General features: G+C 41.4%; 16 protein-coding genes. 10 read left to right on the top strand and 6 right to left on the bottom strand.

Annotated features, from left to right (window positions below; all coding sequences use genetic code 11):
- Positions 1 to 6: 6 nt before the first annotated feature.
- Together HZB59_07810 and typA are read right to left on the bottom strand one after the other, a co-directional pair.
- The gene (locus HZB59_07810) at positions 7 to 1,197 is read right to left on the bottom strand and encodes a pyridoxal phosphate-dependent aminotransferase (GenBank protein MBI5021323.1); all 1,191 of its coding nucleotides are present in this window, start codon (positions 1,195 to 1,197) and stop codon (positions 7 to 9) included.
- 91 nt (positions 1,198 to 1,288) lie between these two features.
- On the bottom strand, positions 1,289 to 3,151 hold the full coding sequence (gene typA, locus HZB59_07805) for a translational GTPase TypA (protein ID MBI5021322.1): 1,863 nt from the start codon (positions 3,149 to 3,151) through the stop codon (positions 1,289 to 1,291).
- A 255-nt stretch (positions 3,152 to 3,406) separates the two neighbouring features.
- Between typA and HZB59_07800 the strand changes: the two genes are divergently transcribed.
- The 4 genes from HZB59_07800 (at position 3,407) to HZB59_07785 (ending at position 8,631) form a co-directional block, all read left to right on the top strand.
- Positions 3,407 to 3,925 carry a periplasmic heavy metal sensor gene (locus tag HZB59_07800; protein ID MBI5021321.1) on the top strand — a complete coding sequence of 173 codons (519 nt, stop codon included), beginning with the start codon at positions 3,407 to 3,409 and terminating at the stop codon, positions 3,923 to 3,925.
- Positions 3,926 to 4,307: 382 nt separating this feature from the next.
- A complete protein-coding gene (locus HZB59_07795) occupies positions 4,308 to 5,027 on the top strand; it encodes a hypothetical protein (GenBank protein ID MBI5021320.1) in 720 nt (239 codons plus the stop codon).
- A gap of 11 nt (positions 5,028 to 5,038) precedes the next feature.
- A complete protein-coding gene (locus HZB59_07790; GenBank protein MBI5021319.1) occupies positions 5,039 to 6,244 on the top strand; it encodes a T9SS type A sorting domain-containing protein in 1,206 nt (401 codons plus the stop codon).
- A gap of 11 nt (positions 6,245 to 6,255) precedes the next feature.
- A complete protein-coding gene (locus HZB59_07785; GenBank protein MBI5021318.1) occupies positions 6,256 to 8,631 on the top strand; it encodes a proprotein convertase P-domain-containing protein in 2,376 nt (791 codons plus the stop codon).
- A 310-nt stretch (positions 8,632 to 8,941) separates the two neighbouring features.
- On the opposite strand, the gene HZB59_07780 is transcribed toward HZB59_07785, so the two are convergent.
- Genes HZB59_07780 through HZB59_07765 form a run of 4 tightly spaced genes read right to left on the bottom strand, consistent with a single transcriptional unit; the run spans position 8,942 to position 11,595 of the window.
- On the bottom strand, positions 8,942 to 9,499 hold the full coding sequence (locus HZB59_07780) for a class I SAM-dependent methyltransferase (protein MBI5021317.1): 558 nt from the start codon (positions 9,497 to 9,499) through the stop codon (positions 8,942 to 8,944).
- A gap of 12 nt (positions 9,500 to 9,511) precedes the next feature.
- Positions 9,512 to 10,288: a class I SAM-dependent methyltransferase gene (locus tag HZB59_07775; protein ID MBI5021316.1), complete on the bottom strand. Its 777-nt coding sequence runs from the start codon at positions 10,286 to 10,288 to the stop codon at positions 9,512 to 9,514.
- The gene (locus HZB59_07770) at positions 10,272 to 10,964 is read right to left on the bottom strand and encodes a DNA alkylation repair protein (GenBank protein ID MBI5021315.1); all 693 of its coding nucleotides are present in this window, start codon (positions 10,962 to 10,964) and stop codon (positions 10,272 to 10,274) included. Before HZB59_07770 ends, HZB59_07775 begins: the two co-directional genes overlap by 17 nt.
- Positions 10,965 to 11,019: 55 nt before the next feature.
- Positions 11,020 to 11,595, bottom strand: coding sequence for a hypothetical protein (locus HZB59_07765; GenBank protein ID MBI5021314.1), 576 nt, complete (start codon positions 11,593 to 11,595; stop codon positions 11,020 to 11,022).
- Positions 11,596 to 11,744: 149 nt separating this feature from the next.
- Between HZB59_07765 and HZB59_07760 the strand changes: the two genes are divergently transcribed.
- The 6 genes from HZB59_07760 to carB all read left to right on the top strand — a co-directional run bounded on the left by HZB59_07760 (position 11,745) and on the right by carB (position 18,419).
- Positions 11,745 to 12,233: a MarR family transcriptional regulator gene (locus HZB59_07760; protein MBI5021313.1), complete on the top strand. Its 489-nt coding sequence runs from the start codon at positions 11,745 to 11,747 to the stop codon at positions 12,231 to 12,233.
- A gap of 93 nt (positions 12,234 to 12,326) precedes the next feature.
- Entirely contained in the window at positions 12,327 to 12,917 is a 591-nt protein-coding gene (locus HZB59_07755) for a polyisoprenoid-binding protein (GenBank protein ID MBI5021312.1), read from the top strand.
- A gap of 19 nt (positions 12,918 to 12,936) precedes the next feature.
- The gene (locus tag HZB59_07750) at positions 12,937 to 13,539 is read left to right on the top strand and encodes a class I SAM-dependent methyltransferase (GenBank protein MBI5021311.1); all 603 of its coding nucleotides are present in this window, start codon (positions 12,937 to 12,939) and stop codon (positions 13,537 to 13,539) included.
- Between the two features lie 91 nt (positions 13,540 to 13,630).
- Complete coding sequence (locus HZB59_07745; GenBank protein MBI5021310.1) at positions 13,631 to 14,131, top strand: nitroreductase family protein; 501 nt, start codon at positions 13,631 to 13,633, stop codon at positions 14,129 to 14,131.
- Positions 14,125 to 15,228, top strand: a complete 1,104-nt coding sequence (gene carA / locus HZB59_07740) for a glutamine-hydrolyzing carbamoyl-phosphate synthase small subunit (GenBank protein ID MBI5021309.1) — start codon at positions 14,125 to 14,127, stop codon at positions 15,226 to 15,228. The genes HZB59_07745 and carA overlap by 7 nt, the downstream gene beginning before the upstream one ends.
- A complete protein-coding gene (gene carB / locus HZB59_07735; GenBank protein MBI5021308.1) occupies positions 15,225 to 18,419 on the top strand; it encodes a carbamoyl-phosphate synthase (glutamine-hydrolyzing) large subunit in 3,195 nt (1,064 codons plus the stop codon). The genes carA and carB overlap by 4 nt, the downstream gene beginning before the upstream one ends.
- The last annotated feature ends 60 nt before the right edge of the window (positions 18,420 to 18,479 follow it).

Here is an 18,479-nt window from a genome sequence, read left to right as displayed (position 1 = left end):
GGTTGATTAGGCGGTGGAGACATGATCCACAATCCCACTTACCGCCTTCTGGAAAATAGAATTTTCCACCAATAAACTTATAACAAGATACCCCTCATTCTGGAAGTCGAAGAAATACCCTGGGTAAACGTAAACGCCTTTCTTTTCAAGCAGTTGCAAAGCCCACTCTTCGTCCGATTTTGTACGAGGAACGCGGATGATGCCATACCAACCGCCTTCGGATAAAAGTGGGGAGGATTGAGATGTGGGTTGTGAGTTGTGAGTTGTGAGTAGTGTGTTGTAGTTTGATTTAACACGATTAAGGATTTGGTTCTGAATATTTTTTTCTTCGGTCAACAATTTAGGTAGTGCAACCTGAACAGGAGTATTCACAGATAGAAATGTATCACAAATTATTTCCAATCGTGCGGCCGCCTCACTCACCACCGACGACTTACCGCTCACAACTAACCAGCCCAACTTCATCTGCGGCAATCCGATCATCTTAGAAATACCGTTTAGAGTGAATGTCAATACTTCGGTTTCATTTGCTGTTGATGAGATTCTACGCTCATCATCTTCAAAAGCATAATCGATGAAAACTTCATCAACAATTAATGCCAAGCTATGCTGGCGGGCAAATTCTTTTATCGCATCGTACTCATCTTTCTTCAGAAACATTCCTGTCGGATTATGAGGATTGACAATGACGATTGCTTTAATCTTTCCAATATTTTCGATCATTAAATTATTTAATGATTCAATATCAAGACACCATTCATCGTCATACCGAAGATTGTAATGTTGAAGTTTAACATCGTTTATTTGTGCAAGATATTCGAAGAGGGGATACGACGGTTTTGGAACAAGAACTGAATCGCCTGGATTACACAATAATTTAAATGCAATCGAATACGCCTCGCTTGTGCTTGTTGTTAGAAATATATTCGAAGGATCAACAGTAATATTTTTTTGCTGATAATATTCGGAAACAGATTGGCGAGCGCTGAGAAGTCCACGGGGGTTGGGATCGTACACCATCGATAAGTGGTTTTCAAAAGAAGATAAAATCTCTTTTTCAGGATAGATAAAACCACACTCTGTTGGATTGGAAACAGTTAGATCTAAAATATGTCGGCCACTCTTACGCATAGAATCAAATAACTCTGTTAATTTATTTTGTTGCAGGTGCCAGTTGGTTCGCTCAGAGAAGGTCATGCAAAATAGATTATTGGAGTGTTGAATTAAGGAATATTTTTAATTTTGTGCTAAAAGTATCCCCTCGGGACATTTTCATTTTTAACCGATTTTACTCGACATAAATTGATTCGGCTTTTTTCTTCGACATTCGCAGCCGTTCGTTATGATCGAGATATTTTTTTCTGAGTCGAAGGGATTTCGGAGTTACTTCGATATATTCATCGTTAGAAATCCATTCAATCGCTTGTTCAAGTGTATGAATATGCGGTGGTTCGAGTCGGATTGCCTCATCAGCGCCGCTTGCCCGCATATTTGTAAGTTGTTTGGTCTTGCAAACATTAACAATGACATCTTCTTCACGGGCATTTTCACCCACAATCATTCCTTTATAAACACGAACTCCAGGTTCAATAAAAAATCTGATTCTTTCCTGAAGCTTCCACATGGCATAACCTGTTGCCATACCGTCTTCGAGCTGAACTATCGCTCCTTTATGACGGGTGGAGATTTCACCTTTGAACGGTTCGTAACCGTGAAAGTTGTGGTGAAGTATTCCGGTTCCTTTTGTGTCGGTCATAAATTCGGAACGGAATCCCAACAACCCACGGGCAGGTACTAAAAATTCAACACGTGAATTTCCCTGCATCTGCAGAAGATTTTTCATCACACCTTTTCGGGAACCGAGGTTTTCAATTATAATGCCGACAAATTCATCGGGAACATCTATAATAACATGTTCCATCGGTTCGCACAACACATCGTCGATTCGTTTGTAGATTACTTCCGGTGCGGAAACCTGAAATTCGAAACCTTCGCGCCGCATTGTTTCAATCAATATTGCGAGGTGTAATTCCCCCCGACCACTAATTTTAAATGTGTCGGGATTATCCGTGAGTTCGACCCGCAAGCTTACATTAGAACGAAGTTCGCGCGCTAAACGCTCTCCTAAATTTCTGGTTGTAACATACTTACCTTCCTGACCGGCTAACGGAGAATTATTCACGACAAAATTCATCGACAGAGTCGGTTCTTCGATTGCAACGAAAGGAAGAGGGGACGGATCCGCGGCGTCGGCAATAGTTTCTCCAATATCAACATCTTCCATGCCTGCGAGTGCTATAATATCGCCCGCACTTGCTTCTTCTACTTCAACTCGTTTCAATCCCGCAAAAGTATATATTTTTGTAACGCGTGCATCTTCTATTGTGCCGTCACGGCGCACAACCTTCATCGGACCGCCGAGCCGGATAGTACCCTGCTCGATTCTTCCGATACCGAGGCGCCCTAAATAATCATTATAATCAATCGTGGTAACCAGCATCTTGAAAGATTTATCAAGATTGCTCGGCGGCGGCGGTATCTTATTGATTATAGCATCGAACAACGGGTCAAGATTGACATTCTCTTCATCAAGTTCATTCTTTGCTATCCCCTGTTTTGAAATTGCATATATAATTGGAAAGTCGAGCTGCTGATTATCGGCTCCGAGTGAAAGAAATAATTCAAACACTTCATCCAAAACTTCGTGTGGACGCGCATCTTTTCTGTCGATTTTATTTATGACAACGATCGGTTGTAAATGTAAATCAAGTGATTTTTTTAAGACGAATTTTGTACCGGGAAGCGGACCCTCGGCGGAATCAACGAGTAAAAGAACCCCTTCTACCATCTTTAATGTTCGTTCAACTTCACCGGCGAAATCTGTATGTCCCGGCGTATCAACAATATTTATCTTTGTTACAGTGTCTTCAGCGTTTGAGTCTTTATGTTTATAAAACACAGCGGTGTTTTTTGCAAGAATAGTGATCCCTTTTTCGCGCTCAAGTTCGTTAGAGTCCATCACCCGCTTAACAACTTCTTGATTTGCTCTGAACGTGCCGGTTTGCCTGAGCATGTGATCAACGAGAGTCGTTTTTCCATGATCGACGTGTGCTATAATTGCTATATTTCTAATGTTTTTATTAAAATTCATTTGTGCTTTATGCCTATTTATATCAATAATTCATTAAAAAATCAATCAATAATCAAGCCCGAAATGTATGAGGGATAAGAGAATAAAAACGCCTCAGGTATCTATTACCCGAGGCGATTGATTATTTGACTGAAATAAGATACGAAAAATCTGTCAGTATTAAAAATTATTTGAATAATCGATAATTAAACTTTGTGTGGATTGAGTAATCTAAGATAACAGAGCAAATAAATTAACCATTAAAGGAAAAAAGGAATGAAGCAAATACTTTTTTTTATGTTGATAGCAGCATCGCTGACAACAGCGCAACCGAGCTGGAACGATGATGACGCACCATTCGGCAGACCTGCGTTTGGCAGGGGAATGATAATTGAGAAATTAGAATTAAAACCCGACCAGGAAAAACAATTCGAATCTCTGAGATCTGAGATGCAGAAAAAGCAAATCGATATACGATCAAATATCCAAACATTAAGAATCGACATGCGTGATTTTATGAACGAAGATTCTCCAAGTCAAAGCAAAATAGAATCAAAGATAAATGAAATTTCGAAATTGCAAAACGAAATGAAAATGAATCATCTTAATTTTTGGTTCGGTGTGAACAAAATTCTTACACCTGAGCAACAAAAAATCTGGAAGAACCATTCGATGAAATTAGGCGGTGGCGCAGGACCACGAGGATTATCCGGAATGAAAGGAGAGGGTCGACACATGAAAGGTCGCGGTAAGGGTTTCGATAGAAAAGGATGCTGTGAGCGAAACCGCAGATGAGTAGCAATACCTCCAATTAGAATCAACGCCCCGTCCTAAATGGGGCGTTTTTGTTTTTAAGAAGATAGAGATAAAAAAGAAAAACCAAAGTTTCAATAGGATTACAATTTAATTTCCGGTCTTTAAAACGATCAATTCAAATCCCGGAAGCTAACCGATTGCGCACTCCAAAATGAGTAAATCGATTATCTTTTCTCATATCTCATAAAATCGTTTGTGTTATATAACCCACGGTGGGGTATAGAACTCAATTACTTAGGAGAGAACCGCAATAAACAGTTGTTTTTTCGGATTTTCCTTGTGGTATAATAATTGAGGGTATACCGTGGATAAGAGTCACCCCAAAACAACCATAGTTATTATAAATTTTATTAAAATTGTTATGCGATTACAGAAGATCGTTATAGGAATTCTCGTTGCTTCGCAGATCGTTTTATGCCAAAGCGTAATTAAGTCAAAACACGATTTATCGAGTTTAAACGATGGTGCAACAAAATGGCAAAGCACAAACGAGAAACAGGTTTGTATTTTTTGCCATACACCGCACACTCCACAGGGTGCTATTAAACCACTATGGAATAAATCGAATCCCAGCGACGCAATTTTTTCAATGTATTCATCTCCCACGATGGGTGTTCCCTCTAACAGCGATCTTAGCGGGAGTTATTCATTGATGTGCTTGAGTTGCCACGATGGTTCTACTCCGATGAACATGTTGTTGAACCCATCGAGTCTTGGACAACCTCAAATGGCCGGTGGATATACAAAATTAGGAGATGTTTATTATCCGGGAAGTCCGTTCGCATCATTTCCCGGTGCGAATATTGGTCAAGGATACGGTGGAGCATCCGGCCGAGATCTAACCAACGATCATCCTGTGAGCATAGTATATGATGGTTCGCACCCGGATGTCTTACGAGGTGATTTATTTAATCCCGATTCTAAACCGAGTGGTTTGGGTGGAACTGTTTCACAAAAACTTTTATTCAATAGTCGGTTAGAGTGTCCGTCCTGTCATGATCCGCACAACCCAATTGTTTTTCCTTTCTTACGAAAAACAACAGACCAGGGACTTCTATGTATAACCTGCCATAACAAATAACGGGTGATATTATGAAACGATTGAAAAATATATTTTATCTAATAATTTTATCGGCATCTTTAACATCGGCAGGTGTGCCAATAACACTGAAAAGCTCATGGAATCATCAGCTTTTCCGCCCTATTGATGTAACCGTAAGCCAAACCGGAACAATTGCCGTTGCGGACATTCACAGAAAACAAATTTCATTGTACGATGAAGCGCACCGGCTACAAAGAGCAATCTCGCTTGAAGTACCTCCCACGAGCGTTGCCTTTAAAAGCGACGGTAATATTCTTGTCGGAACAAGCAACGATGTTCTCACGCTGGATCAATCTGGAACTATAATAGATCGTTCCTCTCAACATGGAATCTCATTTCAATCGGTTGTAGATTTGGCGGTAGATGGCGACGGATCGGTTTTTATTGTTGAACGTGAAATGCACCGGGTTACCGTTATGAACGCAGCCGGAGAGGTTCAATCTTATATCGGAATGATTGGTAACAATCCGGGACAGTTACGTTTTCCCATCGGAATATCTATAAGCAAAACGGCAGATGAAATTTTTGTTGCTGATGCCGGTAATTCAAGGGTTCAGGTGTTTTCGAAAAACGGACAATTCTTAAGGGGTTTCGGTGAACACATCAAACAAACCGATGGAGTTTGGCAGTTTGTGGGAACATTTGCGCGAATGAGTGGAATTGCCACAGACAGTGATGATAGAATTTATATCTCCGACGCGGGTTTGAACCACCTGCAGATTTTTGACAATAAAGGCAACCATATTGGATTTCTTGGGAGAGACGGTAAACACGCGGTTCAATTCAGAGTTCCTGCCGGTGTAACAATTTCTGAAAAAAATAATTTATTCATTGCTTCAACTGCAGGTTCCGACATAAAAGAATATTCGATTGAAACAACTACGGATGTTAAAATTGACCCATCTGGATTACCTCAAAAATATTCTCTTGAACAAAATTTTCCAAATCCATTCAATCCTGCAACGCAGATAAAATTTTCGCTGCCGGAGCCGGGATGGGTAACATTAAAAATTTATGATATCGTTGGACGCGAAGTGATTGTACTGGCAAGCGAAGATTATAAAGGCGGAATGTACACGATAGAGTGGAACGGCAGAAACAGCGCCGGTGCGCAGGTTGCCTCGGGAATATATTTCTATCACCTTCAGGTGGGAGATAAATATTCCCAAACAAACAAAATGGTATTTCTTAAATAAGGACGGGACCCATGCAATCACGAAGAATAATTTTAATCAGCTCACTCATCCTTATCGCGTCGGTATTTGCGTTGGCACAAACACCATCCAGTATATTAAGTGTCGATGCGCCGCATGGAGATTCAACAAAATTATCAAATCTCTGTGCTGATTGCCATTTTGGATACAATGCGCCCAATCAACCGGCTACGCTTAACGATAAATGCTTAAGTTGCCACAACGGTTCAACCGCACCCGCGGCTGAATCTCATCGCGGATTAGCATGCACCACATGTCATAATCCGCATCATCAGGAACAAGAAAGATCCTACGGTTCCGCATATTCGAAACTTGTTAAAACGAATATCAACGGACGTTCGGTAAAGCTAATGGCTACTTCGGGTGCAAATTCATTCGCCGATGGCGACGCAACACGCGATGGTGTGTGCGAGGTTTGTCACACCACAACAGCATATCACCGAAAAGATGGAACCGGTCAACCTCATAACAACGGCACAAATTGCACAACATGCCATCCGCACGACGTGGGCTTCTCCGGCGCGGGGGGTGGTCCAAATTGTTTGGGATGTCATCAATCTGCAATGGGTTCTCGCAGACCAATAGGAACAGATTTCTCATCGAGCAAGCCGCATCATCCATTGACGTTCAATTCAAGCGGAAATTTATCTACACCCGCCGATAATAATTGTTTGATTTGTCATAACGATTATCCCGACCAACACGCTAATGGAGTTGTAAACTTGAGAGCTGTACCGGACAGTGCGGGTGTACGAAATGATTCCACATCTATCGGGAATAACCGAACAACCTGGTGCTTGAAATGCCACGATGGCAATAATCCCGATTCGCAGTATCGCCTCGGCGGACAAATTGCATCAGACAAGCGTCCATTCTTAACAAGTACCAACGCGCATACTGGGTATGGACTCGGAGATGGCTGCCATTCCTGCCACGATCAATCGAACGGACATCAACAACCGATTAAATTTTTCTCGAATTTCTATCTTGATGGAAATGAAGAAAACAACTGCTATGGATGTCATGGTGGAGGAGCGAATGTCAGCTACAGCAATAGATATATGGAGAATATTCGTGTTGCATATTTAGGTGGAAGCATTACCAGCCGGTCGAGCCACGTCGATCCGGACAGTCTCAGCACAACCGATGGGCATGTTTTCTGCCGCAATTGCCACGATCCGCATCTGCTTAATCATACAACAAATCTGTTGATTGATCCGCAAAATATCACACAACCATGGACGGGGACAAGAAACGATTTCTGTCTAAGGTGTCATAATGGTTCCAATGTTGCAGCGCCAACACATACAGGAGTAACTCTGAGTGCGCTCTGTACAGATTGTCATTTGCCACATTCTTCAACATTGCCATCGCTCGCATCGATCTCGCTGACCGGAAAGACGCTTTCAGTCACACCGGCGAGTTCTACAATTACAGTTGGAGGAGCTCAACAGTTTAATGCGATTGTCACACCGGCGTATACACAGTACACACAAGCGGTAGTTAACAAACTCTCGGAATGGAATTTTGCCGCAACAAGCGGCGGTAGTGCCGGATCGCAGTATAACAAAACCGATCCCATACCGCTCGATCGTTCGATTGGTTACGATCCAAACGGCAACGGTGGTTGGGGGCTTATTACGGTAACAAGTACTATGACCGTTGCAGATAACACAACTATCGAGGACCTCGATGTGTATGCCAACATTACACATCATTATCGCGGTGATATTGAACTTGATTTGACACACGTGGAAACAGGAAAAACTGTTCACGTTCAAGTATTCGATTGGAATGACTGGTTGGCAAATTTAATCTTCTGGTATAATTCCGAATCCCCGAACAGCCAGCACGGAAGTGCCAGCCCGAGATCAACAGCTCAGTCGCTTCAAATATTTAATGGTGAATCGATTGCCGGAACATGGATCCTTACGATTCGGGATACCTGGCCATCCGACAATTCAACAACACCCGGCAGTCCGGATTATTGTATTGTCAATTCGTGGTCACTCAAAGTAAATGGTAACGTGATTGGGTCATTCAGCCAAACAGGACAATTCCTTTCAATGTATGCCGGAACTGGAACTGCCTACTCGCGGTTGCACACCGGGAAAATTATCCCCGAACAAAGTGGGTTGAGCGTTGGTGTTTCAGAAAATCCACTTCCTTTACAGGCAACAGCATCGCTTACTGTTAGCACTATACTGGGGAAAACAACATTCGCGGCGGTATCACCAGAACCATCATACAAGGTTACACCGCTGGCTCATCCCACTAAAACAAGTAAAAAGCAATCGAAGCTTGATGCAGTATCGACTGCCCATACTTCAAAGAGCGGGAAATCGTGTATTTCATGTCACGGACGGTAATAATATTTCTTAAGTAAATAGTCAGCGCCGCATCATTCACTTGATGCGGCGTTTTTATTTTTTCGACTATCTAAAAGTTATCGGAACAAAGCCTTATCGCAAAACAGGAGCTTGATAATATGCCGATCACGAAAATAATCTGTGTCGGATCTGTGCTTTTTCAGTGTAATCTGTGGTAGATAAGAAGATTATTTAATATTCACATTACTTGTATACTTCTCTCCGACGATTAATCGAAAGAATATCTACGGTATATCCCTCTTCCAAAATCTCCAACAAGTAATTTAAGGGCTGGGCATTTCTGAACAACCTATTTTTTTCTAAGTAATGCGTTGCGACCTCTTTTAATTTCTGGCATAGCAGCAATATCGAAGCCAACACATTTTGCGACTACCAGAGTTTGATTGAATTCATCTGATGTTACATGACCTTTAGGTTCGGAGATAAGAACAAGTGATTTATCTTTCAGAGAGGCATGCACTTCACGTAAAAGTTTTTCTTGGTCAGAAACCTCATGAATAACCGCGAACAAAAGTGCAAAGTCAACTCTGTTAAAAAAATCACTGACTTGTAGCGAATCACCAGATGTAATTCGTGTGATAATTCTTTCTGAGAGTCCGGCACGGGTTCCACGCCGTATCAAACTCTTGATCATTTTTTCTTGAACATCGACGCAAACAATTTTACCCTGCGGACCAACCAATTTCGCTATCGGAAGCGTGAAGAATCCCATCCCGGGTCCAACTTCGAGAACGGTCATTCCTTTTTTCAGATATGGAGATACGATTTGTTCCGGTTTATGAAATAATTTTCTTAGCGGACTTGCCAGAAAATATCCAACCCACCAGGGGCATACATGCTCAGCCATAGTTGCTTATCCTCATCCTTTTTGAATCACCCACAACTCACCCTTGATATCAGTTTCTAAAACATCACACTCTTCGGCTTGAAGTTGAATGTAACCGTCGATATCTTTTTTTAACTCACCGTGTTTTGATGTGAGTTCTTCGCCCCGTCTTTTAATTAAATCAAGATATTCTCGATTTATATTTTTACTTACTTCCGATGTGTCGATTTGATTTATTATCCGGTCTCCGAAATAAGTTAGCTCCTGAATTGTATTATCATAATTTTTGTAATGTCCATAACCTTTTCTGTCGAGATGATTATCTTTCTTAAGATAACCATCGTCAATTATTATAAAACCACCTGTGTGTATTTGAGTTCGCAGCTTAGCGATAGTATTCTTAAACGAGCCAAATATCCCACCCAATGCGGCAAGTATAACTAAATCGTAATCGTGATCATTCGATACATATTCATATATATCCTGATTAATAAATTGACATAAATGCGATACGTTGTGTTCGCTCGCTTTTTTCTTCGCATCTTTAAGGAAGGGAGTCATAGCATCAATTCCGACCGCTTGAAATCCAAGTTTTGCAACAAGCTTAATCAAAACTGCTCCCTTACCGCAACCAATATCAAGTATATTCTTTAAAGGAGATAAGCTATTAAGAGAAGCAACAGCATCGATTATCTGATTTTCTGAACAACCCAACACCCAAAGATCCTGCAAAAGAAATGGTATGTGAGGAAGCAGCTTCTTGTTTACTTCCAGGGAGTCGGCGATTGATTTCTCACTTTTGGCTAACATTGTTTAGTAATCTTTTTCTAACAGCATCACTCATTAATTCTCTCAACGCATTGCTCGCAATCCATCGCGCCGCAGGTGAATCGGTTTTTTTAATCTCTTTCGCGGTTTGAATTGCCGCTTTGTTCAGGGCAAGATTTCGTTTCCCAATTTGGCGTAGCGCCCAGTTGACAGCCTTCTTAACTCCGTTTCGTTCATCAGTCGATTCACGTTTAATGATCGGAAGTAGTTGAATAAACTTCTTATCATCGGCATGTTTATCATGAACCGCTAAGGTTGCAAAGAGTGTGAAGCCGGCACGTTTTACGAATTCTTCTTTCCTTTTGCTCCATTCTTTCGCTTTCTTCCATGCATAAGGAGTTTTCCTAAAAAGATGAATACAAATCCCATCGCAAATCGCCCAGTTGTCGAAATCTTTTACCCATGCTTCCATCTGTTTTTCGGTAACAAGCTTTGGATCATCAATGAATGCCGCCAGAATCCTGGCATCAAGAATTTCTGTCGACCATAACTTCCGTGCTAATTCATGATGGTATCCAATTTCTTTTGCAATCAGGCGAAGATCTGGCGCAGAAACACCAAAAGCATCTTTTGCAACAATGCCGTAACGCGCCATGCCGGCAACATTTTTTGGATCGCCGAGGAATTTAAGTCGGGAAAGAATTTGCTTTACGGTCATAATTTTTAATAGGTTTGTAGGTCGACGAGATTCATCGACCTACAAAAATAAAATATTATGCTTCTGAGGTTTTTGGAGTTTTAATAATAGCACCGATTCCAAATCCAGCCAACATCCAACCAATCACAGCATCCATTATCCATGAGACGGTATAATCCATGGGGTATCCCATCCAATTCCAATTGACTATATGAGAAACCAGAGATACAAAAATTCCCAACATTCCGCAATAAGCAACACGCGCAAAATAATTTGATGACGCAGCTGTGCTTCGCGAAAGGAACCATGCTGCGAGGTAGGATGAAATTATGCTGATGATAATTCCAACTATCATTTGACTAATCATCATCGGCTCGCTTCCTTCCGGATTATATATAACCATTCCTATCGGACCCTGTCTATATTTTTGCGTCCACTCATCCATTGCCGCTTGATCTTGCGTCGCAGGCATACCCGGAAAAACGTAAACGCCTTCCTGTGTCATATTCACATGCATTGTTGAAATCACCGCATCCTCATTCTCAATCGATTTCATGCTCGAGTTGTGAATCGGGATAACACTCCACGACAGCCATCCCCATACGAAAAGAATTACTCCGCCAATAAAAGCCGCAATTAGCAGTTGTTTCATAATATTTCTCCTTATTAGATTATGGTTTCGATAATATAAGAAGGTTTATTCATAATGGAAAGTTCCATTATTATAAAGTTGGAAACTAATAATAATCGCAGTACGTTATATTAATTAAATTGCCATGATTCAAATTTAAAGGAAGATTGATGAAACTTACTAAAAAGTATGGTAAAAAAGCAGATACCGCCTTACAGCTTTGGGTTAAGTTAGCCAGAGCGGCAGCCACATTCGGTAAACTTAGTTCTGAAAATATAAGAACATTCGGACTTACGGAACCGCAGTTCGGTGTGATTGAATGCTTAGGGCACCTGGGTCCGTTAAAACTTAATGAGTTATCTAAAAAGATGATTGTCACAGCCGGAAACATTACGTGCGTGATCGATAATCTTCAGAAAGAACACTTAGTTGAACGAATCAAAAATAACAAAGACCGTCGGGTAATCGTGGTTCGTTTAACACCGAAAGGTCAGAAACTTTTTAAATCTATATTTACAAAACACGCGGAATATATTTCTAAGTTAGCCTCGGTATTGAACGAACAGGAACAAAAACAACTCGCCTCGCTTTTAAAAAGATTGGGTTTAGCTTTGACGGAGCAGTTTCCGCGGAGAAATAAACAGAAAGAATTACGTTAATCAGTTATAAAAAATAACAACGGAAATATTCGAATTATTAAAATTAATAACAGAAAATAAACCAACATATCATTCAATTAAAAAGGAAAAAAAATGAAAAGGAATATTATATTCATAATTCTTCTCGCGGTAAGCGTGCTTGGTGTACAGGCACAAACAACGTGGAAGCTCGATCGGGCACATTCAAAAGTTTCGTTTAACATAAACCATATGGTGATATCGGAAGTGTCAGGCAGGTTCACAGATTTTGATGTCGTACTTGTTCACGTAAAAGATGATCTTACTGACGGCAAGTTAAATGCAACTATCAAAGTGAAGAGTATAAACACGGATAACGAAGGTCGCGATAAGCATCTCCGTTCTGCAGATTTCTTTGACGCAGAAAAATATCCCGAGATAACATTCGTAAGCAAATCGTTTGAAATAACCGCAAAGAATATATATAAAATCACAGGCGATCTCACTATGCACGGTGTTACAAAGCCGGTTGTGCTTGATACAAAATTCAACGGCACCATGAACGATTCGTGGGGTAATACGAAGGCGGGATTCAAGGCAACTGCAACTGTAAACCGAAAAGAATTTGGTATTGTTTATAATAAAACCATGGAAGCCGGTGGATTGCTTCTTGGCGAAGACGTTGAAGTTGCAATTAGCGTTGAGTTGACGAAAGAAAAAAAGTAATTTGGTCTTTGAACGGCATATGAAATCGACAAAAGAAAATATTGTCCGTTCATTTCAATCGGCGTACAAAAATACCCCGGCGTGGGAAATTGGTCGCCCGCAACGTGAGATAGTTATGTTAGAGGCGTCTGGTGAGATCCACGGCATGGTTCTCGATGTCGGATGCGGCAGCGGTGAAAACGCTTTATACTTATCAAAAAATGGATACGATGTAATTGGCGTGGATGTAGCAACTGCCGCAATCGACAGAGCACGAAAGAAAGCAACGGTTCGCAAAGCCAGAGGATTATTCCTTCTTCAAGATGCTTTAAGCTTAGACACTCTGGGAATAAAATTCGATACGATTATTGATTCCGGTCTCTTTCATGTATTTTCAGACAATGCGCGATTAAAATTCGTAAAGAGCATCGAATCGTCATTGCGGATTGGGGGAACATATCTTCTTCTCTGTTTCAGCGAACATGAACCGGAGGGATGGGGTCCGCGTAGAGTAACACAAGAGGAAATAATTAATTCGTTTCGGGAAGGATTTAAATTAAATTACATCAGGGAAGCACGCTTTGAAACAAATCGTCAGGAAGGAAATGTAAAAGCGTGGTTAGCGTCGATGAAGAGGATTTAGAGTATCGCTAAAAAGATTTTAATTCATCTGTTTTTATTGAAAAAATCTTTTTATATTGATAAAGTTTAAAAACTCTTTTCCACTTAATTCTATGGACGCCATAATCCGAAGACGAAGCATACGAAGTTACACCAACCAGCCTATATCGGATGAAATTATTTATAAACTTTTAAATGCCGCAATGTGCGCGCCTTCTGCGGGAAATGAACGGCCGTGGCATTTTATCGTTGTGCGAGATAAAAAGCAGCTTGTAAAATTATCGCAAACACATCGTAACGCATCGATGATCTCAGATGCACAGGCGGCAATAGTTGTTTGCGCTGATCTTGAACTTGAAATCAAACAGGGTATGTGGGTGCAGGATTGTTCCGCCGCTACCGAAAATATTTTAATCGAAGCAACCGACCTTGGACTTGGCGCGGTGTGGGTGGGTGTTTATCCGCGTGAAGACCGGGTGAAATATATAACCGATTTTTTCTCTCTTCCAAAACATATAATTCCTTTATGTATAATTTCGTTAGGTTATCCAGCAGAACAGGTTGAACAAACTGAACGATTCGACAAATCAAGAATTCACATAGAGCAATGGTAGAAGCCAAAAATATATTCTCGAATAAACCGCAACCGAAACAAGCGACACTTGTACTTGAAGACGGTGCTGAATTTCCCGGCTGGAGTTTTGGAAAATTAAGAAATACATCCGGTGAAGTTGTTTTTAACACCGGTATGGTTGGGTATCCGGAGACTCTAACCGATCCATCGTATCGCGGACAGATTCTGGTTATGACTTACCCGTTGATCGGAAATTACGGTATCCCATCCGATGAAAAAGAAAATATTTTATTGAAATATTTTGAATCCGAATCGATTCATGTTCGTGGTTTAGTAGTCTCGGAATATTCTGAACAATTTTCTCATTGGAACGCGTCGAGATCACTGTCGGAATGGCTTACCGAACATGACATACCGGGTATTTATGGAATCGATACGCGGAAACTTACAAAGAAACTTCGGGAAAAGGGTGTGATGCTCGGGAAAATTATCGTCGAAAAAGATAACGATCCTACATTTAATAATCCGAATGAGGATGATTTAGTTTCCGAAGTTTCAACTCAGTCTAAAATAAGATATGAGAAACCGGGTAAAAGAATTGCAGTTGTTGATTGCGGCGTGAAGAACAGTATAATTCAGGCATTCCTTAAACGAAATATCACAGTTATCAGGGTGCCTTACGACCACGATTTTCTGTTAGAGGATGTTGAGGGAATTGTAATCTCGAATGGTCCGGGCGACCCAAAGATGTGTAAGACGACAATTGAACACACCCGGCGGGCGCTGCGATCTAACCTTCCGATACTTGGAATTTGTCTTGGCTGTCAGATTCTTGCGCTGGCCGCAGGCGCGGATACATATAAATTGAAATACGGTCACCGCGGACAAAACCAGCCTTGCAATGAATCGGGAACCAAGCGGTGTTACATAACATCACAAAATCATGGTTACGCTGTAAAGGCGGAAACCCTTCCGCAAGATTGGCGCGAATGGTTTATCAACGATAACGATGGATCGAATGAAGGAATTGTTCATATATCGAAACCATTTTTTGGAGCGCAATTTCATCCTGAGGCATCTCCGGGTCCCGACGATACAGAATTTATCTTCGATATGTTTATAAGGGCCCTGAGATGATAAAAAGAAAAAGACCTAAAAAAGTTCTCATCCTCGGCTCAGGCGCTCTGCAAATCGGTCAGGCGGGTGAATTCGATTACTCAGGCAGTCAGGCGATCAAAGCACTCAAAGAAGATAAAATAGAAACCGTGCTCATCAATCCGAACATCGCGACAATTCAAACATCGGAACATTTAGCCGATAGAGTCTATTTTCTTCCGGTGAACGTTGAATTTGTGGAGAGAATAATTCAGAAAGAAAAACCATCCGCAATACTTCTGGGATTCGGCGGACAAACCGCTTTGAATCTTGGAGTTCAACTTTTCAAAAAAGGGATTTTAAAAAAGTATAACATCGAAGTTCTTGGAACACCGGTTGAAACAATCATCGATACGGAGGACCGGCTTCTTTTCGCACAGCGTGTGAAAGAAATCGGCTTGAAAGTTCCTAACAGTAAAACGGTGGAATCGGTTGAGATGGCGATAAACGTGGCGGCAGAAATTGGTTATCCGGTAATGTGTCGGATTGCTTATGCGCTTGGCGGACTTGGATCGGGCATCGTGAACAATGAAGAGGAATTGGTTGAAAAAACAACTCGAGCATTTTCTTTTACCGATCAAATTCTAATAGAAGAATCATTGCGCGGCTGGAAAGAAGTAGAGTATGAAATTGTCCGCGATTCGTTCGATAACTGCATCACCGTCTGCTCGATGGAAAATGTCGATCCGATGGGAATCCACACCGGCGACAGCATTGTTGTTGCGCCCGTGCAAACACTTTCGTCATCAGAAAATTTCAAACTACGCTCAATTGGAATCAAACTCATCAGGCATCTTGGCATCGTTGGTGAGTGCAATATCCAGTATGCGTTTGATCCTAATTCCGATGATTATCGGATCATTGAAGTAAACGCACGGCTTAGCAGAAGTTCGGCTCTCGCATCGAAGGCTACCGGATACCCGCTCGCGTTTATCGCAACAAAGTTGACGCTCGGTTACGCGCTTCACGAAATTGTGAACAGTGTTACGCAAGAAACCTCCGCTTGCTTTGAGCCGGCGCTTGATTATATCGCGCTCAAAATGCCGCGGTGGGATTTACAGAAATTTAAACAGGTTAGCGCGTTGCTCGGCTCCGAGATGAAATCGGTTGGCGAGGTGATGGCTTTGGGGCGAAGTTTCGAAGAAGTTTTACAAAAAGCGCTGCGTATGCTGGATCTCGGTTATAACGGTTACGTTTGTAACGATATACGGTTCGAAGATCTGGAAAAAGAAATTCAATCGCCGACAGATAAAAGAATTCTTGCCGTCGCGGAGGCGCTGAAAGAGGGATATTCTATAGATAGAATACACGAGCTATCGAAGATTGATAGATGGTTCCTTTATAAGATGAAAAACATAGTGGCAGTTGAAAATAATCTAATGAATTTTCGAGTAGAGAATTTGACGCCGGCAATCATAAAAGAAGCGAAGCAGAAAGGTTTTTCCGATAAGCAAATCGGAATGCTGACACATTCATCCGAATCTGACGTGAGGGTGAAAAGAAAAATTCTCGGTATTGTTCCCTCGGTCAAGCAAATCGATACTACTGCGGCAGAATTTCCGGCGAAGACAAATTATTTATACATGACTTACAACGGCGATGAGGATGATGTTCAGCCGGGAAACGAAAAAAATATTATTGTACTCGGATCGGGAACATATCGTATCGGTTCATCGGTGGAATTCGATTGGTGCTGCGTAAATACTGTTATGACGCTGAACGAGCTGAAATATAAAACTACCATGATAAACTACAATCCGGAAACGGTGAGCACCGATTACGATATATGCGATAAGCTGTACTTCGAAGAGTTGAGTTATGAAAGGGTGATGGATATTTATGAGAAAGAAAATCCTCTTGGCGTAATCGTTTCGATGGGCGGACAAATCCCGAATAATTTATCTATGAAGCTGAACAAATCAAAGGTTAAAATATTAGGAACCTCACCTGAGCAGATTGATAACGCTGAAAACCGTCATAAATTTTCTGCAATACTCGACCGTCTCCAAATTGACCAACCGGCGTGGAATGAGTTAACCGATCTGAAGGAAGCGAAAAAGTTTGCAGTTAAAGTAGGATACCCGGTTCTTATTCGCCCGAGTTACGTATTAAGCGGTGCGGCTATGAGTATTGTTCTGACCGAAAACGAATTAGAGCAATATCTGATAAAAGCTTCCGATATCAGCAAAGAACACCCGGTTGTTATCAGCAAGTTCATTACGGACGCGCGCGAGATTGAAATAGATGCGGTTGCGCAAAACGGGAAATTATTTTGCTATGCAATCTCGGAACATGTTGAAAACGCGGGAGTACATTCGGGCGATGCAACAATTGTTTTCCCGGCGCAGCGCACGTATCTGGAGACTATCAGGAAAATTAAGCGGATCACAAAACAAATCGCGGAAGAATTAAAAATCACAGGACCGTTCAACATTCAATTCATAGCGAAAGAGAACAGCGTGAAAGTTATCGAATGCAATTTGCGGGCGTCGAGAAGTTTTCCGTTTGTTTCAAAAATTCTAAAGATCAACTTCATCGATATTGCTACAAAACTAATTATAGATTCCGATGTACCGGAATTCAGAAGTTCTGCATTCGATCTGGATTACGTCGGTGTGAAAGCGCCGCAATTTTCATTTACGCGCTTGAAAGGTTCGGACCCCGCTCTCGGTGTGGAGATGACATCGACGGGGGAAGTTGCATGCCTTGGCGACGATTTTGATGAAGCTTTTCTAAAAAGTTTGATTTCCACAGGTGTGAATGTTTCACCGAAATCTGTTTTACTATCGACCGGATCGCTCAAAAACAAAACCGACTTTTTAAGTGAAGCCCGCTTATTAGCAGAAATGGGAATAAAGATTTACGCGACCGAAGGTACGGCGAACTTCTTGAAAGAAAATAACCTTACGGTTGAACCGCTAAACTGGCAACGCAACGGTAATATATCGGAAGTGATTTCCGTGTTGACTGAACGTAAAGTTGATCTCGTCATCAATATTCCGAAAGATGCCGATGCACAGTCGTTGGAGAATGATTATAATATCCGGAGGAAAGCAGTCGACCTTAATATCTCATTGATCACTAACATCGAGTTTGCGCGGAGATATGTAAATGCGATTCACAAATATTCTACAAGTGAATTGTCGATAAAGAGCTGGGATGAATATAAGTAGTTAATTGCAAAAAAAGCTTTATTCGTGAATTCCACAACGGGGCAACCAAATATTCAACTA

Source organism: Ignavibacteriales bacterium, assembly GCA_016214905.1.
GTDB lineage: Bacteria > Bacteroidota > Ignavibacteria > UBA10030 > SZUA-254 > PNNN01.
The sequence above is the reverse complement of the archived record's forward strand: the minus strand, read 5'-3'. Positions and strand labels throughout refer to the sequence as shown.